Origin of the sequence: Treponema sp. OMZ 790 (assembly GCF_024181285.1) — a bacterium.
Lineage (GTDB): Bacteria > Spirochaetota > Spirochaetia > Treponematales > Treponemataceae > Treponema_B.
In genome coordinates this window covers 666,465-685,518 of the sequence record NZ_CP051201.1, presented here as the reverse complement: position 1 = coordinate 685,518, position 19,054 = coordinate 666,465, and the positions used below count along the sequence as shown (strand labels likewise).

The 19,054-nt window shown below is 38.8% G+C and carries 18 protein-coding genes; 7 read left to right on the top strand and 11 right to left on the bottom strand.

What is annotated here, in order from left to right:
* Positions 1 to 20 precede the first annotated feature (20 nt).
* Both ffh and E4O01_RS03165 read right to left on the bottom strand, forming a co-directional pair.
* Positions 21 to 1,352: a signal recognition particle protein gene (gene ffh / locus E4O01_RS03170; protein ID WP_253694307.1), complete on the bottom strand. Its 1,332-nt coding sequence runs from the start codon at positions 1,350 to 1,352 to the stop codon at positions 21 to 23.
* A complete protein-coding gene (locus tag E4O01_RS03165; protein WP_253694305.1) occupies positions 1,352 to 2,425 on the bottom strand; it encodes an NAD(P)H-dependent glycerol-3-phosphate dehydrogenase in 1,074 nt (357 codons plus the stop codon). Before E4O01_RS03165 ends, ffh begins: the two co-directional genes overlap by 1 nt.
* A 122-nt stretch (positions 2,426 to 2,547) precedes the next feature.
* On the opposite strand from E4O01_RS03165, the gene E4O01_RS03160 reads away from it, so the two are divergent.
* Together E4O01_RS03160 and E4O01_RS03155 are read left to right on the top strand one after the other, a co-directional pair.
* Entirely contained in the window at positions 2,548 to 3,381 is an 834-nt protein-coding gene (locus E4O01_RS03160; RefSeq protein WP_253694303.1) for an ABC transporter substrate-binding protein, read from the top strand.
* A 16-nt stretch (positions 3,382 to 3,397) separates the two neighbouring features.
* Positions 3,398 to 4,237, top strand: a complete 840-nt coding sequence (locus tag E4O01_RS03155) for a substrate-binding periplasmic protein (protein ID WP_253694301.1) — start codon at positions 3,398 to 3,400, stop codon at positions 4,235 to 4,237.
* 23 nt (positions 4,238 to 4,260) lie between these two features.
* Here the strand turns inward: E4O01_RS03155 and E4O01_RS03150 are convergent, their stop codons facing one another.
* The gene (locus E4O01_RS03150; RefSeq protein WP_253694299.1) at positions 4,261 to 4,809 is read right to left on the bottom strand and encodes a hypothetical protein; all 549 of its coding nucleotides are present in this window, start codon (positions 4,807 to 4,809) and stop codon (positions 4,261 to 4,263) included.
* A gap of 99 nt (positions 4,810 to 4,908) precedes the next feature.
* On the opposite strand from E4O01_RS03150, the gene pbp4b reads away from it, so the two are divergent.
* Together pbp4b and E4O01_RS03140 are read left to right on the top strand one after the other, a co-directional pair.
* Complete coding sequence (gene pbp4b / locus E4O01_RS03145; RefSeq protein ID WP_253694297.1) at positions 4,909 to 6,876, top strand: penicillin binding protein PBP4B; 1,968 nt, start codon at positions 4,909 to 4,911, stop codon at positions 6,874 to 6,876.
* Entirely contained in the window at positions 6,873 to 8,084 is a 1,212-nt protein-coding gene (locus E4O01_RS03140; RefSeq protein WP_253719320.1) for a DUF1343 domain-containing protein, read from the top strand. The genes pbp4b and E4O01_RS03140 overlap by 4 nt, the downstream gene beginning before the upstream one ends.
* 293 nt (positions 8,085 to 8,377) lie before the next feature.
* Here E4O01_RS03140 and E4O01_RS03135 read toward each other — a convergent pair whose 3' ends face one another.
* On the bottom strand, positions 8,378 to 9,274 hold the full coding sequence (locus tag E4O01_RS03135; protein ID WP_253694292.1) for a PD-(D/E)XK nuclease family transposase: 897 nt from the start codon (positions 9,272 to 9,274) through the stop codon (positions 8,378 to 8,380).
* A gap of 276 nt (positions 9,275 to 9,550) precedes the next feature.
* Between E4O01_RS03135 and E4O01_RS03130 the strand changes: the two genes are divergently transcribed.
* The 3 genes from E4O01_RS03130 (at position 9,551) to E4O01_RS03120 (ending at position 11,987) form a co-directional block, all read left to right on the top strand.
* Positions 9,551 to 10,441 carry an Rpn family recombination-promoting nuclease/putative transposase gene (locus tag E4O01_RS03130; RefSeq protein WP_253694290.1) on the top strand — a complete coding sequence of 297 codons (891 nt, stop codon included), beginning with the start codon at positions 9,551 to 9,553 and terminating at the stop codon, positions 10,439 to 10,441.
* A gap of 267 nt (positions 10,442 to 10,708) precedes the next feature.
* Complete coding sequence (locus E4O01_RS03125; RefSeq protein WP_253694288.1) at positions 10,709 to 11,611, top strand: Rpn family recombination-promoting nuclease/putative transposase; 903 nt, start codon at positions 10,709 to 10,711, stop codon at positions 11,609 to 11,611.
* Between the two features lie 223 nt (positions 11,612 to 11,834).
* Entirely contained in the window at positions 11,835 to 11,987 is a 153-nt protein-coding gene (locus E4O01_RS03120) for a hypothetical protein (RefSeq protein WP_253694286.1), read from the top strand.
* A 182-nt stretch (positions 11,988 to 12,169) separates the two neighbouring features.
* Here the strand turns inward: E4O01_RS03120 and E4O01_RS03115 are convergent, their stop codons facing one another.
* The 7 genes from E4O01_RS03115 to E4O01_RS03085 form a co-directional block, all read right to left on the bottom strand.
* Positions 12,170 to 12,448 carry a BrnA antitoxin family protein gene (locus E4O01_RS03115; RefSeq protein WP_253694284.1) on the bottom strand — a complete coding sequence of 93 codons (279 nt, stop codon included), beginning with the start codon at positions 12,446 to 12,448 and terminating at the stop codon, positions 12,170 to 12,172.
* On the bottom strand, positions 12,417 to 12,704 hold the full coding sequence (locus tag E4O01_RS03110; protein WP_253687318.1) for a BrnT family toxin: 288 nt from the start codon (positions 12,702 to 12,704) through the stop codon (positions 12,417 to 12,419). Before E4O01_RS03110 ends, E4O01_RS03115 begins: the two co-directional genes overlap by 32 nt.
* 353 nt (positions 12,705 to 13,057) lie before the next feature.
* Positions 13,058 to 14,395, bottom strand: coding sequence for a hypothetical protein (locus E4O01_RS03105; protein WP_253694282.1), 1,338 nt, complete (start codon positions 14,393 to 14,395; stop codon positions 13,058 to 13,060).
* Between the two features lie 247 nt (positions 14,396 to 14,642).
* Positions 14,643 to 15,365: an NYN domain-containing protein gene (locus E4O01_RS03100; RefSeq protein WP_253694280.1), complete on the bottom strand. Its 723-nt coding sequence runs from the start codon at positions 15,363 to 15,365 to the stop codon at positions 14,643 to 14,645.
* 161 nt (positions 15,366 to 15,526) lie between these two features.
* Entirely contained in the window at positions 15,527 to 16,573 is a 1,047-nt protein-coding gene (locus E4O01_RS03095) for a dihydroorotase (protein ID WP_253694279.1), read from the bottom strand.
* Between the two features lie 27 nt (positions 16,574 to 16,600).
* On the bottom strand, positions 16,601 to 17,194 hold the full coding sequence (locus tag E4O01_RS03090; protein ID WP_253694277.1) for a carboxypeptidase regulatory-like domain-containing protein: 594 nt from the start codon (positions 17,192 to 17,194) through the stop codon (positions 16,601 to 16,603).
* Positions 17,195 to 17,291: 97 nt separating this feature from the next.
* On the bottom strand, positions 17,292 to 19,013 hold the full coding sequence (locus E4O01_RS03085; RefSeq protein WP_253694276.1) for a DEAD/DEAH box helicase: 1,722 nt from the start codon (positions 19,011 to 19,013) through the stop codon (positions 17,292 to 17,294).
* Between the last annotated feature and the right edge of the window lie 41 nt (positions 19,014 to 19,054).

Below are 19,054 nucleotides of genomic sequence, written 5' to 3'. Positions count from 1 at the left end.
TTTAATTTTAATGGGTAAACCTATCCGAAAAGGCCTCCCGACATCATCTTTGCCTGTAAGCCCTTGTTTTTTGATACCTTCCTCATCATTTGACGCGTTTTTTCAAATTGTTTTAAAAGTTTATTTACATCACCTACCGATGTTCCGGAACCTTTTGCAATGCGTTTACGGCGGGGAGGCCCTATAATTCTAAAATTATCCCTTTCTTTTAAGGTCATAGATTGAATTATAGCCTTTTGGCGTTTTAAAAGAGAAAGATCTAGCTTATCCTTGTCTATCCGGCCTGAAAGCCCCGGAATCATATCGAGCATGGACTCCAATGGCCCCATCTTTTCGGCCTGTTCCAACTGCATGAGCATATCGGCAAGACTGAATGTTTCGCTTTGCATCTTTTTTTGAAGCTTTTCGGCCTCTTCTTCATCGTAAACAGCTTGAGCTTTTTCGACAAGCGAAACGATGTCGCCCATGCCTAAGATTCGGCTTGCGATGCGGTCGGGATAAAAGGGTTCGAGGTCTTCAACTTTTTCGCCAGTACCTATGTAAAAAATAGGCTTACCTGTGATGGTTTTTAAAGAAAGAGCTGCACCGCCTCTTGTGTCGGAGTCGAATTTGGTAAGGATTAGGCCGGAAAGCCCAACCTGTCCGTCGAATTCCTTTGCAACATCAACGGCGCTTTGGCCCGTCATTGAGTCGGCCACAAGAATTGTTTCCAAAGGTTTTACGGCCGACTTGATATTGACGATTTCCTTCATCATGTCTTCATCGATTTGGAGGCGGCCTGCCGTATCGACTATAACCGTATCGTAAAAGTTCTTTTTGGCAAAGCCGAGAGCATTTTTAGCGACTTTTAGAGCATCCTTTGTTTCTTCTTTGTAAACCGGGATATTTATACTTTCGCCTAAAACGGAAAGCTGTTCCACGGCAGCCGGGCGTACAAGGTCGCAGGCAACCAAAAGAGGTTTACGGCCCTCGTTTTTAAGCTTTAAGGCTAATTTTGCGGCACTTGTCGTCTTTCCCGAACCTTGAAGTCCCAAAAAGAGGATGACCGATTGGGTGTCAGGGCCCCTGAGGTCGAGGGATTTTTTTTCGTCTCCCAAAAATGAGGTCATCTTGTCATATACGATTTTTGTAAACTGCTGACCGGGATCTACGGATTTTAAAACCCTTTCGCCCTTGGCTTCTTCGGCTGTAGCATTTATAAAACGGCGTACAACACGCAAGTTTACGTCGGCATCCAAAAGAGCCGTCTTTATTTCTTCAATTGTGTCCTCGATATTTTTTTCGGTAATCTTGGATTTACCGCTCAAAGAGCGCATTATCCCGCCGAATTTTTCGGTAATATTTTCGAGCATTACTTTGTGTCTCCCTTCAATAAGTTTTCTATTAGGTCAAGAGGTTTTAATTCTTTGTTTAATATTTTATAAAGACCCGAACATATGGGCAGCTTTAAATTACGTTTTTCTGCAAGAATGTTCAAGTATTTACAGGCTACTACTCCTTCCGGTAAATAGCCTATTTTATCGATATTTTTAATAAGATCATCCAAATTCTCAAAAGGAAGGAGTATCTTTTTTGTTATGATTTCGTCGCCGAAACGGCGGTTTCTGCCGTATTTACTTCGGCAGGTTACGTCCAAGTCCCCCACTCCGGAAATAGATGTAAAGGTTTCGGGATGGGTAGCACCCATAGCACGGCCAATTATCTGAATCTCGTTTAAACCGGCTGCCAAGAGGAGGGATTCGGTATTGTCGCCGAAAATATCGGAAGTTACGGTTAAAGCGTCTAAAACCCCGAATGCGACGGCTATAACGTTTTTAGCGGCAGCACAAACCTGTACCCCGATTATATCCAAACTGGAATAGACGAGCATATTCCGCGATTTTAAAACTTCCCGGCAGCGGATAGAACACATGGGATTTTGAGAAGCCGCTATAAGGCCGGTCAGCTTACCTTCGGCTACTTCTTCCCCATGGCTGGGGCCCGCCACATAAACCAGATGATTTTTATAAAAATCGGGAAGCATATCCTCCAAAACATCGATTATAAAACGAGGCTCGCCGTTTTCATCGGGAATAAAGCCTTTTGTCAATACCGCTATCGTGGGATAGGGCATCGAGCCGTCATCACGGCCAAAGGGAGCAAATTTAAGCAGTTCTTCAACCGCAGAGGTTAAATAAAGCGAGGGGCTTGCCAAAAATATAAATGCGGCATCCTTACAAACCTCTTCCATATCGGTAGAAGCGGAAACGGTATCCGGCAATTTATGATTGGGTAAATATTTTACATTTATATGGTCAGTGTTTATCGAATCGGCAACCGAAGCGGTATGGCTCCAAAGCACAACCCTGTGCCCGTTTTTCCCTAAAGAACAGGCAACAGCCGTTCCCCAAGAACCGGCTCCGATAATGGCAATCTTATCGTTCACAAATTTTCTCCTGTCACCTAGTCTATCATTTTTTTTTAAAAGTTTCAACAAATGGAAAGTTTGAAAAAACAAGTATCGTTTCTGTTCTTTACAATTTGCAGATACTGTGATATATTAAGCTCATGCGTAGTAAACTAAACTCAAGAGCCGTCTTTTTTTTGACAATTTTTTCTATTTTTTTAATTTTTTCTTGCAAAAAAAATGAAAGTTATGAAATATTGTCGGATGATATTTCGCTTGCACAGGTTCTTGTAAAATCCAAACTCATTGTCGGAGTAAATGCATATAATCCTCCTATGTGCTTTTACAATCAAAAAAATGAAGTTATAGGATTCGATATCGATGTTTTTAAGGCAATTGCAGATGAAATGGATGTCGATGTAGAATTTTTGCCGATGAAACCGGCAGAAATCATAGAAAGCATAGATAATGGTTCTATCGACTGTATTGCATCGGGCTTTTCATACTCCGATGAAAGAAATAAAACTTATGAGTTGACAAAACCCTATCTGCATAATGCAGTAGTATTTTTGACTTTAAAATCACATAATATTAAAAGTATAGAAGACCTGAAAGGTAAAAAAATAGGCGGACAAAAGACAAGTTTAGGTGTTGATCTCATCAAAAATAATCCCGATTTGATGAATAAGTTCCATTCCGTAAAAGATTCGTATAATAATACGCCTCAGGCTTTACTCGATTTAAAAAGTCTCGGCATAGATGCCTGCGTGGGGGATGTTTCAACTATGGCAATATATTTAGCCAAAGAACCGGATATGTACAGCCTTGTCGAAGATGCATTAGCCTTGAACTTTTATGTGTATGCCTTTAAAAAAGGGAGCACTGCATTAAAAAACGAAGTGGAAAGAGTCTTATTCGATTTAGAAAAAGAGGGAAAACTTGAAGAAATTTCGAGAAAATGGTTTGAAGCCGATATGGTAATTTTCGGAAAATAAAGCGGGAGAAGTTTTTATGAAAAAAAGCGAAAAGAATATTTTTAAACTCATGATTCTATTTTTATTTATAGTCTCAAGTTTATCGGGATGCAAACCCAAAGCCGTAAAGACAGAAAAAAAACAACATGATATTTCGCTGGCAAAAGTTTTGGTTAAAAAAGAATTTGTAATAGGCATAAGGGATGACTACCCGCCGTTTTCTTTTCTGAACCTTTTTACGACTAAACTGGAAGGGTATGACATCGAAATTGCAGAAGAATTATGCACAAAAATGAAAATAAAACCTATTTTTAAAGTTATAAAATGGGATGAAAGAGAAAAATTGCTTAATAACGGAGATATTGACTGTATATGGGGAGCCTTTGCCTATAGCGAGGAAAATGCTAAAAAGTATTTACTTACTGAGCCCTATATAAAAAGTGCTGTAATTTTGGTTGTAAAAGATAAGGCGCCTTATTATTCTATCCAAGATATAAGAGAAAAAAAGATAGGAGTTATGGCTGTATCATCTATACATTCAAGTCTTAAAAAAGCGGAATTCACTTATGGAGTATTTAAAGACACGACCGTATTTCATAGAGCACAAGAAGCCTTAAATGCTCTTGACAAGGATGAAGTAAACTGCTTGGTTTATGATTTATTGTCGATAAATAGCCTAATACGGGCTAAAACCGGCTCTTACAGGGTTCTTGATGAAGCGATATCATATGAAGAATATGTTATAGCCTTTAGAAAAGAGGATTCGGCCCTTATGAAAGCCGTCGAATCCACTTTAAAAAATATGGCTAAAACCGATTTTTTAGAAAAAACAAGTAAAAAGTGGTTTGGAGCCAACATATCCATCATAGGCCGCTAGCTCCCTTTATTGTTTAAGCAAATTTACTTTGTATATACCGATAATATCTCGCAAATATAAACATAATGAAAATCTTTTTTCGGATATGAATCTATAATAATCTGAGGGTCAACAAACAAGTCCATATCGAATTCGCTTCGATACAGCTTACGGCATACAAGAACGGTTTTTGCCTGCTCAAAAGCTACAACGCCTTCTTCAAGCATTACGGGTTTTAACCCTGTTTCTTTTGCCTTATCTGCATCGCGGCCTGAAACGGAACCGCAAAAAGCCAAGGCCTTTCGAGCCCATGAATCGTTTTCGTCAAAAAAAGAAAGAGTCATATAATCTTCTCTTTCGGTAAATTCCGAAGTATATCTTGTGGGGCGTATATAAACGGAGGCTGTAAGCTTGTTCCAGAGGAAACCTATGGAACCCCAGCCGGCAGTCATCGTATTCCAATTTCCGGGTTCAATTCCTGATCCTGCAGTTACTAAAAACCCTTCATTTTTGGCGCCGGTAATCGATGCAACAGGTTTTAGTAATTTATCCAAAAGTTCGGCACTCGCCTTTTGCATTTTAAATTTAGACATATTGTCACCTCCAAGGTAATTATATACGATAATTCTTTCATATTCAAGAAGCATTTTTTTCTTCTTTTCTATTTTTTAATTTTATGATACAATAGTCAAATGAAAAAGTATTTGTGCGTTTTTTTTGTTGCCGGTTTAATTTTATCATGCCGTTCGGTTCAAGAATCAAAAATAAGAACAGCTTTAAGCGAGCCCGCAATATTTTGTGAATCGGAATCTGAAAACGATATGTGCGGATTTCAGGTAGATATCAGCTTTCCTTTAGATGAGGAAAAATATGATTCTTCCATTTTGACAAACAGTTTTATTCCGTTTAAAGCTTATGCAGATCAAGGAACGGTTTATTTTTATACGGAAAATGTAAAAAGCTTTCTTCTTTATTTAAACGGGAAAAAAATAGATACAAAAAAAATATGTAAAAATAAATACACACAAATTTATATCGGTAAAGAGGTAATAAACGGCACAAATAATTTACTTATCACAAATATTGAAGCCGAAAAAAACTTTGATAAAGAATATATCTTGTCGGTAAAAATCCCCTACCCTTCAATCATCGAAAAAAAAGAAAAATTAAATAACGTAAATTATCGAGCTTTTCAAATAATAGACGATATCATGAAGGCAGAAATAGAAAACGGTTTTCCATCTGCACAAATTGTAGTGGTAAAGGACGGAAAAATTATAAAAAACTCTGCCTACGGTTATATAAGCACTGTAGACGAGTTCGGCGAACCTCTCATAAAAAAACAGCCCGTAACAAATGAGACCCTTTTTGATTTGGCAAGCAATACTAAAATGTACACGGTCAATTTTGCGTTGCAAAAACTTCTCTCTGAAGAAAAAATTTCTATTTATGATAAGGTAACCGATTTTTTCCCGGAATTTAAAGACAAAAAAAAGGCTCTTTTTAAAGGCAAAAGTGAAATTACCGTATCGGATCTATTAAAACATCAGGCAGGTTTTCCGGCCGGGGCACAATATTATGTAAACAAAAAAATAAGAAAAAAGAAGAAAAACGATAAGAGGGAAAACAAGGAAATTGTGTTGGAACTTATTTGCAATACCTCTTTAATCTATCCTCCGCGCACCGAGGTCTTATATTCCGACATAGATTATATACTTTTAGGCTTGATTATCGAAAAAATAACCGGTATGCCGTTGGATAAATACGCAGAAGAAAATCTTTATAAACCATTGAATTTAAATTCGGTCTGTTATGAACCTTTAAAAAAAGGCTTCACAAAAAAAAATATTGCAGCAACCGAAATACATGCGGTAAAAAGATCGAAGGATGAAAAATTTAAAGATATAAAATACCTGCCCGTCCACGGAACGGTGCACGATCCTGAAGCTTACAACGCCATGAATGAGGTAAGCGGACATGCAGGGCTTTTTGCAAATGCCAAAAGCATAGCTGTCCTTGCTCAGGTAATGCTAAACGGAGGAGGATACGGAAACATAAAACTATTTGATTCAAGCGTTTTAAATTTGTTTACAAGCCAGGGAAACTTTTTTTCGCAGGCCGGCTTGGGCTGGAGGAGACAAGGCCTTAATAACAGCTATGCGCGGGCCTTTTCGAAGCTTGCAAGTGCAAACACAATAGGACACACAGGCTGGACAGGAACATTGACCGTAATCGATCCAAAAGAAGATTTAATAATTATAATTTTTACGAGTGCAAAAAACACTCCTGCCCTTTTCGGTAAACATTTACGGGGAAAATATGAAGGAGATTTTTATCTTGCAAAAAATTACGGAGCCATTACGACTTTCATTTATTCCGCATTTAAAAATTACGATAACGACTTGTTGGATCAAATGCTTATCGAACTTGCCGTAGGCAGAAAAGAACTTTTAACTACCATGCCCGAGATTTATGATAATGATGGGTTTTATAAAGACTTAACGGCAATAATGGACGGAATAGTTAAACAGTCAAAACAATCCAAAAACTTGAGAATTTTTTTAAAAAGCGAAAAAGGAAGATCCATGCTTTCAGAAATTCGAGCAAGAAACAAAAATAAAAACTTGGCAAAAAAACATTTTGAAAGGACGGCAAAATGAAAAAAAAGATTTTTTTATTTTGTTTTTTAAGTTTTGCCGTTATTACCTTTGCAAAAGAAAGGATGAGTAAACCGGAGTTTAAGATAGGCATCGAAAGAGTAGACGAATTCTTAAATCTCTTTAATGGGAAAAAAATCGGCTTGATTACCAATCAGACGGGTATGGATTCTTTGGGAAGATCGAGCATCGAAATTCTATATGAAAAAACCAATCTTAAAGCCCTCTTTTCTCCCGAACACGGAATAAGGGGAAACGCAAGGGAGGGAACCGGTATTGCGAACACGGTAGACAAAAAAACGGGGCTCACCGTTTACAGCCTTTACGGAAAAACAAAGCGGCCCACAAAGGAAATGCTAAAGGAAATAGATGTTTTGTGCTTTGACATTCAGGATGTAGGAGCAAGATTTTACACATATATTTACACAATGGCTTATGCCATGGAGGCCTGTGCCCGGGACGGAAAAACATTCATAGTTTTTGACAGGCCCAACCCCATAAACGGAATAAACGTCGAAGGGAATATCTTGGAAGAAGAGTATAAATCTTTTACCGGCTATTTTCCTATTGTGCAGCGTCACGGAATGACTGTGGGGGAATTAGCCTTAATGTTCAATGAGGAATTTAAGATAGGATGCGATTTAAAAATAATCCCGATGCAGAGCTGGAAGAGAGAAGACTATTTTGAAGACCTTAACTTGATGTGGATTCCGCCCTCGCCCAATATTCCGACACCCGATACGGCATTGGTCTATTCCGGCTTTTGCATCTTTGAAGGAGTAAATATTTCGGTAGGCCGAGGAACAACCATGCCCTTTAAATACATTGGGGCCCCGTACATAGATGCCGAAGCCTTAGCCGAAACTTTAAACGCTCTCAACCTTGCCGGAGTCTTTTTTAAGCCGGCTTATTTTACTCCCTCTCTTTCGCTTTATAAAGATGAACTCTGCGAAGGGGTGCAAATAATTGTAAAGGCTAAAGCCAAATTTTCCCCTGTCAAAAGCGCAACTGCCGTAATGTACAAGATAAGAGATATGTATCCCGATAAGTTTAAGATAAATAACTACCCTGCCAAACGCTGCGGCCTAAATCTATTAACCGGAACGGATAAGCTAAGCACAATGAGCCTTTCCCTAAATGCTTACTTTAAATTTATCGAAAACGGCGAAAAAAAGTTTTTAAAGAAGAGGAAAAGGTATTTGATGTACTAAAAAGGGCGAACTAGGAAAAGTTCGAATGCCGAACGGTAGGAAGTACGAAGTCGTCAGGTGGGTCAAAGGCATAGTCCACCTTTTACGGCCTTGTCCAAAAAACTGTGTAAATGGTTATTTCATATTAACAAAAAGGAACCCTTTTGTCAAATAGTATAGCAAATTGATTAACGGCAAGAGGCCAATTCCTTATAAGTCTCGTCCACCTTTTACTCGCATTGCGTATCGCAAGATACATCACTTTATATATCGAATCATCATCCGGAAAGCTTGATTTATTGCGAGTAACTTTTCTAAAGTTTTTCCACTTCTTCTTTGCTTAGGCCGGTGGCTTTTGAAATAATTTCTAGTGCAAATCCCATTTCAACTAAGTTTTTTGCTGTTTCAAGTTTATTTTGGTATGAGCCTTCAGCTCGGCCTTCTGCACGACCTTCGGCTAAGCCTATATTTATTCCTTCAGCTCGTCCTTCCTCTAAACCCAGCCTTCTAGCTTCATTCCTTTCACATTCGACATACATCTCGTATTTTTCGTTAGAGAGCTCTATTGCCATCCGCCTCTCTTCATCCGTTACCCTAAAGAGTGTTGCTTCTGCCATCCTTATTCCCTCCTCCAATTTACACAATTCTTCCAACATTCCGCTTCTTTTGTCTTCTTCATAGTTGGCTAAAAACCTTATCCAAAAGTCTTTTAGGCTATAATCTTCCAAGCTCTTTTTCATAGTATAAACTATTAGCTCGTTTAATTCAACATAAAGATATTGAATTACAGAGCTCTCAGATACTCTTACAAGTTCTGCATTTTTAGGAACGTCACAGCCGAACACCGAAAGGCTTATTGCGTACAAAAAATCATCTTCTTTAGGCTCGGTCTTTAAAAATCGTGAGGCCATGCGCATCAGGTACATTTGATTTCGCCTTGGGTAATTGGCTTTCCAAAACTGCTGCATTTCAAGGTCTACAAGAAGACCTGTATCGGTCTTAATCAAAAAATCAAGGCGGTAGGTTTCTCCGGCCGGCCTATCCCTGATGAGCTCGGTGTTAAGGATGTCGGCCTTTGTGATTTTACCGTAGGAATCTTCCAAAAAAGCATTAAGAAAGCTTATGAGAGCCTTGTTTCCTTCCTCGCCTTTGGAAAACATCAGCTTGAATACCCAATCGGTCTTGGGGTTTAAAATTTTCTCTTCATTCATAAGAACTCCTATTTTAGGTGTCAGGCAGTATCTTCCTTCCTGCCTTCACATAATTATAGGGTTTTACTTTGAATAAATAGTAAAATTTTTTTAAAAAAATTGGAAAGTTCGAATGATGGAAATATCGAATGTCTGAAAGTACGAATGCCGTACTTCCCACTTCGCCATTTGTCCTTCGCACTTTGAACTTCGCACTTCTCCCTTAAAATATCTGTCTATAACTCTTTAAAAACTTGCTAATCTATGTTATAATACGAACGGCAAGGAGACATAGCTATGAGTACTTCAAACAGAAAATATAAAGACTCGGTCTTCGTCGATTTATTCAGCGAAGATGAAAAGGCAAAAGAAAACTTTTTATCGCTTTATAATGCTCTGCATGGTACAAATCTGCAACTGTCGTGCCCTGTAGAAAACATAAGGCTGGATAATGTCATGTACATGAACATAGTCAACGATGTTTCTTGTCTTGTGGACAACAAAATAATCGTACTTGCAGAGCACCAATCTACAATAAACGAAAATATGCCTTTGCGCTTTTTAGAATATATCGCAAGACTTTATGAGAAACTACAAGCTCCTACCGACAGGTATTTAAGAAAACTTTCAAAAATACCAACACCGGAATTCTACGTTTTTTACAACGGTAAAGAAGATTACCCTGAAACTACAACTCTAAAACTGTCGGATGCATTTATTACACAACCTGAACAACTACCTTTGGAGCTTACAGTAAAGGTCCTGAACATCAATACGGATAAGGCAAATAAGGTTCTCGCGGAGTGCAAACCGCTTGAAGAATACAGCCTTTTTGTTGAAGAAGTGAGAAAACAAACCCTGCTTGACATAGAAAACGGCTTTACCAATGCGGTAAAAATCTGTATAGAAAAAGGAATCTTACAAGAATATTTAACGAGAAAATCACGGGAGGTAATCAACATGTTATTGGCCGAATATGATTATGAAACCGACATTGCGGTACAAAGACAAGAAAGCCTAATGATTGGCATACAGCAAGGAATTGAGCAAGGTATTGAACAAGGTATTGAACAAGGCTCGTATCAAACAAAACTTGAAACGGCAAAGTTGATGATTTCTCATCAGTACCCTATTTCGGAAATTTGTCTTATGACAGGTTTATCTCAAGAAGATATAGAAAAACTGTAAAGCTATCCACCGCCATCTGTGGCGGCAACAGGAGTATCGGATATACGTCGAGGACTGTTTTTTGCCGTGCGACGCAGGAGATGCCCGTATATTTTGAAAGGATGAACGATGGAAAGTACGAATGTCAAATGTCGCACTTTGTACTTCGCACTTCGCCATTTGTCCTTCGCACTTTGAACTTCGCACTTCTCCCTTAAAATATCTATCTATAACTCTTTAAAAACTTGCTAATCTATGTTATAATACGAACGGCAAGGAGACATAGCTATGAGTACTTCAAACAGAAAATACAAAGACTCGGTCTTCGTCGATTTATTCAGCGAAGATGAAAAGGCAAAAGAAAACTTTTTATCGCTTTATAATGCTCTGCATGGTACTTCTCTTACAGCTGCGGATGCTTTGAAGAACATCCGCTTGGATCAAGTCTTGTACATGACTTTTTATAATGATGTGTCCTACCTTGTAGAAAACAAAATTATAGTTCTAGCGGAGCATCAATCAACTATCAATCCCAACATGCCTTTACGCTGCCTTGAATACATCAGCCGCCTTTACGAAACCTTCTTTGAATCAAAAGAAAAATATAGCCGTAAACTTCTTAATATTCCAACCCCGGAATTCTATGTTTTCTACAATGGGGAAGAACCTTTTCCTTCCGATAAAACACTAAAACTCTCGGAAGCCTTTATAGAAAGCACAGAAAAACCCAACCTTGAATTAACCGTTAAGGTAATAAACATAAACCGGAACAATAGGCATCCTATACTGGAAAACTGCAAAACGATGCAGGAATACACCGTATTTGTAGAAACGGTAAGGAGATGGAAAAAAACTGATTCTCAAAACGGCTTTCAAAAAGCCATTGAGGAATGTATACAAAACAATATTTTGAGAGACTATCTAAAACGCAAGACTAAGGAGGTAATCAACATGTTACTCGCCGAATATGATTATGAAACAGATATAGCCGTACAGCGTGCTGAAGAACGTGAAATAGCCTTTGCCGAGGGTATTGAGCAAGGTATTGAACGAGGTATTGAGCAAGGTATTGAACAAGGCTCACACCAAAAAGCCCTTGAAACTGCTGCAGCATTTAAGCGTCTTGGCTTTGACATTGCTAAAATAGCTGAAGGAACGGGTTTAAGCATTCAAGAAGTGAAATCATTATAAGAATAAGCCTTTTTGAAAATAGGCGGAGCAGATTCAAGGCCGATGAAAAATGTACATCCTTGTACATTTTTCATCTTCGAGTTTTGAGCTTTGCTCAAAACATCGTAAAGTTGAAACCACCGCCATCCGTGGCGGCCTCAGGCGTATCGGGTATATGTCGAGGGCACTTTTTTGCCGTGCGACGCAGGAGATGCCCTCGTTTCAAAAAGAGGAGGTAATAAACATGTTATTGGCCGAATATGATTATGAAACCGATATAACCGTACAGCGTGCCGAAGAACATGAAACAGCAAAGCTGATGAAACAAGCAAATTGCGAACTTGATTTTATTATGCAAATGACAAGGCTTTGCAAAGAAGAAATTGAAGCTTTATAAAATTAACCCGCAATAAACCAATTTTGTAATATCCCACGAGGCCGCCTAGTATAGTACTGAAATATGTGCCATATTTTAGCTGTAATAGGTCACCTATTACTAAGGACGAACGATGGAAAGGTCGAATGTCGAACGCTGAAATGACGAATGCCGCACTTCGCACTTTGTACTTTGCAGCTTCATCAGCCAAACGCATAAGAACGTAAAACAGCATTAATTTTTGTTTTATAGCCTTTACCTTGAGCTTTAAACCATTCCAATACATCAGCATCTATTTTAATACTATTTTCATCTTTTTTATGTACTTCATACCATGGTTTGAATTTGGCAAGATCTTCTTTAGATTGTTCGGGGCAATCATCAGCAGGGATAGACTTTGCTTTTCGGATAGTTTGTTTTTCTTCTTCTGTGAGCGGAGTTTTCTTTAAATCATCTAATGTCATAGTTACTATAGTATTCATTTATTTCCTCCTGATTTGCTTTTCGTGCAGATATAAGCCTAATTATATTGTTCTTTCTTTCCGTAAACACAACAAAAAGCACATCTTCAACAAGACCGATCGCATTCCAACGCTGTTCTTCAATAGTTGAATGTTGCTCGTCGTATTTTTCTATACGCTTATTATCGAGAAAAATACGAGCTGCTATTCTGAATGAAATACCGTCATGTTTTTTTATGTTAGTTTCATTTTTAACCTCATCCCATTCAAAAATCATCTCCAGCTCTCTTTTAATTTATAGTATATATGTGATTGCATACATAGTCAAGGTACCGAAAGTCAGGGTAACCGCACCAGAGTTTCATCTTCGCAAAAAACATAGGCTGTTCAACCCGCCTTTCGCCGCTATGCGGCTGCAAGAGGGGTATTCACAGCCTATTTTTTTGCTATTTTGTTCCCCCTATGATGCGGTTACCCTGTTTTTTTGAACAAAAGAGCGAAATTTTGTTTAAAATTTCGCTCAATAAGGAAGCCAACCGCTTCAGCAATCTGGTGCGGTTGCCCTGTACCGAAAGTACGAATGATGGGAAGTTCGAATGCCGAACGACGAAGGTCGAACTTCGCACTTCACTACCACTCATTAAACCATTTTGCAGGTGCTGCATCGGTAAAGCTGAGCGCGTTTGTTTCCATATTAAGCACGGCTATGCGGTTACGGTTTGCCGTAATTGTCGGCTGGTGGACACCGTCATAAACGGCATCAAAGCCGTCGTCGGCTATGTAGATATTGTCCTCGTCAAAGCCGATTACCTTTACCGCCCCGTAAAAATTATTGGAATAATCGTACGGCTTATAAAGTGTATGATTGCCGGTATTAATTTTGGGGTCGGTAAACCCTATTTTTACGGGGTCCTCATCCAAATTGTTTATATTATAGCGCACAACGCCGCCGAAAGCATAAATAATAGAGTTATTGTACCAATGCCCGGTCTTAAAAAGCACATAGGCATAACCATTGCGGATAAAAATATCGGTTACCTCGGAATTTTTGCAGTCATTAATTTTAATATCATCTTTAATCTCAACATCTTCACCACCTGTGCCATCAATATTTTTGACATAGATTTTAGGTTCAGTAGGGTTATCATGCCCAAACCATGCAACCCGATTATTATCGATTGCTGCCTGACCTTTAAAAAACGTGAGGCTTGTTAGATGGGGAACGTTGACCGCGTTTTCTTCTATTTTATAAACACTACCGTTTTGATCAACAACATAAGTTATGCCTGTTGTAAAATCATTCATAAATGCTGAAGGGGTAATAGGCGGAGCTGGCGGAAGACTTATATTCTCAGGTCCGTCACCCTCGCTTGTATAGCGGATAAGTTTTTGCGCAGGAGGGGAGGCATCCGTACTATATCGTACATACAGTCTTCCCAAGCTGTCTCGGGCAAAGATATGCCCTTCATCGGTTGATTGGGGCACAGTAATCGGTTTTCCGTCCATGTAGAGGGTTAAGTCGTAAGAAGTTGCCCCCCCCGCCGCGGTTACTTTCGTTTGCGTAAACAACAGCTTATTTAAACCTGAAGCTTTTTTGCTTAAGAGGACTATTACCTGATTTCGGCCTGAGGTTACGGTGTGGGTCTTTTTACCTGACCATTGGGAAGAAGCATTAGAGGCCGTAACCGTTATCTCGATCTTTTCGCCTATGGGAACAAGCTCAATTAAGGATTTGGATTCTTCGGCAGCCAGCTCCCGTATTATCGTATAGCCGTTTTCCCTGACTATCTTGATTTTCATATCTGTCGATGAAAGAACAGGAAGCCCATTGGAATCCAAGGCCCTTGCTCCGTCAGGAAGAGTTCCGTCAAAGCTTAAAATAAGCTCGCCGTATTCTTCATTTACAAACAAATTACACGATGATACCGTCAAAACAAGTACCAAAATAAAAAATAATATCTTTTTCATAAAAAACCTCCTCAAAATAAAGGCCGAACGATGGAAAGTTCGAATGCCAAATGACAAATGCCGAACGGCAGGAAGTACGAACTTCGAACTTTGTACTTCGCACTCCTTACTTTGAACTTCGAACTTTGTTTCTTTCATTATACATCAAAAAATTCAAAATACCAAGCAAAATGAAGAAAAAATTACATAAATTTAAAAGCATCAAAGGGATAGCCGTTCCGTAGGATTGGGAGGGAGAATTACCTTTTTAACATTGCAGTGCAGAATTTTTAAGTGCAACATGTTTATAATAGGATTGTAATCCGTCAATATGTTCCATTAAATCAGGCAAAATTTTATGTCCCATCGGGTCAACTATAAAATCAATGCCTTCTCGGCGTGCTAATTTAGCAGCCGGCACAAAATCACTGTCTCCAGTAATAAGAATAATCTGATCAGTCAACTTTTTATATGCAAGAGTAGCAATATCTATACCGATTTTCATGTCTACCCCTTTTTGCCGTAAAAACAAATCAAAATCATTCTCAGTTATATCTGAAATTGATAAACGTTCTGAAAACAGCTTTTTAACCGTATTATTCTTTAAACCATAGTAAGCAGTGCTATCAGCCAATGTCCCCATCCTTAAAGCAACCTTTCTTTGATGAATTAACTGTTCAATAAATTCCACCATCCATTTATTGGTATCGGTTTTTGAAAAATCTATATTCTTTTTAGTTAGAGGATGATATAAGGCTTTTGATATTGGAGGACAGTCATAATAAAATATTCGGTATAATTCGTTCCACTGATATCGGCGTTTTTTCTTTCCATTTTTATCTATAATTTCAAACTTGGAGCGTTCTTTTAGGTGCAGTTTACAATATTTTATTAATTCGGTAACACGCTCATCCGGCCGTTTTTTACCAAAATGATATAAGGCTTGTTTACGGTAAAATCCCCCATCCACTAAAATAGCAGTTCTTTTCATCAAATCTCCTCCCAATATAAAAAAACCTGTAACTCCGGCTTATCCCGAATAAGTGGGAAGCCGTACTATACAGGTTTGTTAAAACAGTACTCATAAAGAGTAACTATAATTATAATATACATTTTTTTTATATTTGTCAAGTAATCTTTTTTACAACTTAGCTACATAAATTCAAATGCATCAAAGGGATAGCCGTTTCTTAGGATTGGGAGGGAGGCGTCAATTTCGGTGTTTGAGGGTACTTTATAGGGCAAATTAAGTTTGAAAATTCGGTTGACGGCCTTGCCGCAAAGTTCTTCTAAGCGAGATTCGGAGCAGCCGGCTTTGCGCAGTTTTTTTAAAAGAATGAGGGAACCTGCAAACCCCGGAATGCCGGAGGCGCCTTTTTTCTTATCTTCAAGGGTATGAGGAGCATGATCGCTTTCAATCCAGTCAACTTCGCCCGAAATGAGAGAATTAAAAACGGCTTCTTGGTCTTTTTTTTCACGCAAGGGAGGATTCATCTTTACAAAAAGGCCCGACTTTTTATAAGAATCGATATTTAAAAGAGCGTGATGAGCCGCCGCTCCGCAAGAAATATTAAGGCCTTGTCTTTTCGCCTCGGCAACGAGCCTTATTCCTTCTTTTGTACTTATGTGACAAATATGAAGATGTCCTCTAAAACCCGCGGCTTTAATAAGTTCAATTTGATCCTTTATAGATTCTATTTCGGCAATAGGCGGACGGGCAATGCTGTGAGTTATAGGATTTTCAATATCAAAGACGGAATTATCCATAAGACTTTCTTTTTCGCAATGAACAGCTATTAAGCCCTCATATCCAAGCCGTGCAAGAGCGGAATAAACTTTTCTTTGTTCTTCTTTTTCGACAATTCCCATATTGCCTGTAGAATGCCCTGCAAACATTTTAAAACCGAGGATTTTTGGAAAATGCTCTTTATAGAACAAGGCCATTTTTTCTATCTGCAAATTATCGGAAGTAAGGCCGCCGTAAACACCGTAAAAGCCGGAAACACCTGCCGACTTTACGGATTTTTCTGCAAGAGCAAAACGCTCCAAAACGGCGTCTGCATTTGTAAGAGGCGGATTGGTATTCGGCATATCAAAGAAAGCCGTAAAGCCTGAAGGACAAGCTAGACTCAAAGCGTGAGCTATAGTTTCTTTATCGGATAAAAGACCGTCTCTAAGATGAACATGTGAATCTATCATACATTTATCTCAACTTAAAATCCGTATTTAAAAAAACAACACGGCTTCACCGTAATCATCATCTTTTATGATACTTATTTCAAGTTTATTTTTTCCGTCAAATTCGATACCGTCCATCATTATCTTTAAGGCATAAGCCTTTATGGGCTCAACATCTTTATCATGAGTTTCGCTTATAACCCTCATATTAACAATTTGATAAAAATCTCTGTTTATCGAAACGGTTATATCGTCTGTATTAAGTTCAGGCGCTATTGCTTTTTCGCCGCCCAATAAAAGCCTCAAACTCATCGGCCTAAAATAAATCATCATAGAATTATCCGTATCCAACGATGGGAAAAAAATTAAACTAAAGATTTCTATTTTTCCCAGTTTTGGATTTATTTCAAGGTCATTCCTCAAATCTATATTATGGCCCCAGAATTCAAGAAATTGTTCATGAAACCCCTTTGAAGCTATAAAATAAGGATATTTTTTTGATTCAACTTCCATCGAAAAACATCCGTTCTCATCAGCTTCACAGCTGACAATAACTTCAAACCTTTCGGTTAAAAGCGCAGCCTTTGCATAAGGCACAGGTTTTTTATTTTTATCGCGTACAACTCCATGTACAACACTCATAAATTTCCCTCCTTGGAATTAAATTATATATCATCAAAATCGGAATTGTCAAGCAAAAAAAACATAATTTATAAATAATTTATGTTAATAATAAAAATTATTTACGCTTATACTTTGATGCAGAATTTACATTACGTTTAGATTTTTTTTCTTCACCGTTAAAATTGCGTTTTTGTCCTCTTTTGCCCTTTCCCAAAGAAGCTGAACGAGGGGATGTTTCGCTTTTTACATCAATGTGCATATGAGGAAGACCTCTTTTCTTTTTACAAAGGCGTAATGCATCATTTGCTGCATTTTTCGGCATTGTTGCAAGAGAGAATTTATCCATGACTTCTATATCGTCTACAAGTCTTTCAGGTATTGAAAGGAGACGGCTTAACATTTCGGCGAGCTTACGTTTTGTGATACCGTCTTTTCTTCCTACTCCTATATAAAGGCGTAAAGAATCTTCATCACCCGATTTTCGTATACGTCCTTCGGAGCGTACAGGTTTAATCGTTTTATAATGTGAAGGGGATAAGAATGAACCGTACTGCATTTGAAGAATAAAGGAAAGCACGGTTTGAGCATCTCCGTATTCCGTAAGCTTATTTGCAAAAGCCGAAAAGCCTTGTTCGGGTTTTTCTTCATTTATTCTTTTTTCGATTTGGGCTGCAGTTTCTTTTAAAATGCGGGTTCTTTTGGTTTCGATAACTTGTTCGATTGAAGGAATTTTTCCTTCTTTTAATTCTCCTCGGGCATGTTTGCGTAAATAATCGATTCGTTTTATTTCATTAGGGCGCACAAAACTGACGGCAATCCCCGCGGCTCCGGCCCTGCCCGTCCTGCCTATGCGGTGGGTATAGGTCGGCCCGTCATAAGGAATTGCATAATTGACGACATGAGAAATGCCTTCAATATCTATCCCGCGGGCGGCAACGTCGGTTGCAACAAGGATGCGCGTTTTTTTGGATCTAAAGCGCTCCAATATTTTTTCTCTCTGACTTTGAGGAATGTCTCCGTGAAGAGCTGCCGCTTCGTAATGCCTTTCATCAAGTTCTTTTGCAACATCATCGGCATCGATTTTGGTTTGGCAAAATACGAGGCCGTAAAAGCCGGGACTTGTATCGATTAAGCGCACCAAAGCCTCGGTCTTATCCCCTTCCCTAACAACCCAAAAAAATTGTTCGGTTAAAGAGGCTGTTTCTTCTTGGGCTTCTTCTTCAACAATTTCATAATCGCCCATAAAGTCGGAAGCTATAGCCAGTATCTGCTTGGGCATCGTTGCCGAGAACATTAAAACACGGGCTTCAGGGTTTGCCTTTGAAAAGATATTTTCTATGTCTTCGATGAAGCCCATGTTGAGCATCTCATCGGCTTCATCCAAAATAAAGTATTCGATGTCTTCAATTTTTAACGAGCCGCGTTCAAGATGATCCATTACACGGCCGGGAGTTCCCACAACGATTTCGACACCCGTTTTTAAACTGCGGAGCTGAGGGCCTATAGCCGCTCCTCCGTATACGGTTGTAATACGGGGAAACTCTTCAATTCTAAAAGATTCAAGTTCACCTGCTACTTGAACGGCCAGCTCTCTGGTAGGAACCAAGATGAGGGCTCGCACCTTCCCCGTATTTGCGCGCAGTTCCTGCACAAGAGGCAGGCCGAAAGCTGCCGTCTTTCCGGTTCCGGTACGAGCCTTAGCTATAACATTTGCTTCTCCCGAAAGAAGCCTCGGGATTGCCAAAACCTGAATAGGAGTCGGCTCTTCAAACCCCTTGGCTTCAACTGCCTGTAGGACTATATCATCAAGTCCCAATTCTTTAAAAGTAATTAACATAATCGAAAGATTATATCACATTACTCAAAAATATGCAATTA

Bases quoted from the DNA above. Each gene is read 5' to 3' on its own strand.
- ffh (WP_253694307.1), bottom strand. From the start codon at position 1,352: ATGCTCGAAAATATTACCGAAAAATTCGGCGGGATAATGCGCTCTTTG.
- E4O01_RS03160 (WP_253694303.1), top strand. From the start codon at position 2,548: ATGCGTAGTAAACTAAACTCAAGAGCCGTCTTTTTTTTGACAATTTTT.
- E4O01_RS03155 (WP_253694301.1), top strand. From the start codon at position 3,398: ATGAAAAAAAGCGAAAAGAATATTTTTAAACTCATGATTCTATTTTTA.
- E4O01_RS03150 (WP_253694299.1), bottom strand. From the start codon at position 4,809: ATGTCTAAATTTAAAATGCAAAAGGCGAGTGCCGAACTTTTGGATAAA.
- pbp4b (WP_253694297.1), top strand. From the start codon at position 4,909: ATGAAAAAGTATTTGTGCGTTTTTTTTGTTGCCGGTTTAATTTTATCA.
- E4O01_RS03140 (WP_253719320.1), top strand. From the start codon at position 6,873: ATGAAAAAAAAGATTTTTTTATTTTGTTTTTTAAGTTTTGCCGTTATT.
- E4O01_RS03135 (WP_253694292.1), bottom strand. From the start codon at position 9,274: ATGAATGAAGAGAAAATTTTAAACCCCAAGACCGATTGGGTATTCAAG.
- E4O01_RS03130 (WP_253694290.1), top strand. From the start codon at position 9,551: ATGAGTACTTCAAACAGAAAATATAAAGACTCGGTCTTCGTCGATTTA.
- E4O01_RS03125 (WP_253694288.1), top strand. From the start codon at position 10,709: ATGAGTACTTCAAACAGAAAATACAAAGACTCGGTCTTCGTCGATTTA.
- E4O01_RS03120 (WP_253694286.1), top strand. From the start codon at position 11,835: ATGTTATTGGCCGAATATGATTATGAAACCGATATAACCGTACAGCGT.
- E4O01_RS03115 (WP_253694284.1), bottom strand. From the start codon at position 12,448: ATGAATACTATAGTAACTATGACATTAGATGATTTAAAGAAAACTCCG.
- E4O01_RS03110 (WP_253687318.1), bottom strand. From the start codon at position 12,704: ATGATTTTTGAATGGGATGAGGTTAAAAATGAAACTAACATAAAAAAA.
- E4O01_RS03105 (WP_253694282.1), bottom strand. From the start codon at position 14,395: ATGAAAAAGATATTATTTTTTATTTTGGTACTTGTTTTGACGGTATCA.
- E4O01_RS03100 (WP_253694280.1), bottom strand. From the start codon at position 15,365: ATGAAAAGAACTGCTATTTTAGTGGATGGGGGATTTTACCGTAAACAA.
- E4O01_RS03095 (WP_253694279.1), bottom strand. From the start codon at position 16,573: ATGATAGATTCACATGTTCATCTTAGAGACGGTCTTTTATCCGATAAA.
- E4O01_RS03090 (WP_253694277.1), bottom strand. From the start codon at position 17,194: ATGAGTGTTGTACATGGAGTTGTACGCGATAAAAATAAAAAACCTGTG.
- E4O01_RS03085 (WP_253694276.1), bottom strand. From the start codon at position 19,013: ATGTTAATTACTTTTAAAGAATTGGGACTTGATGATATAGTCCTACAG.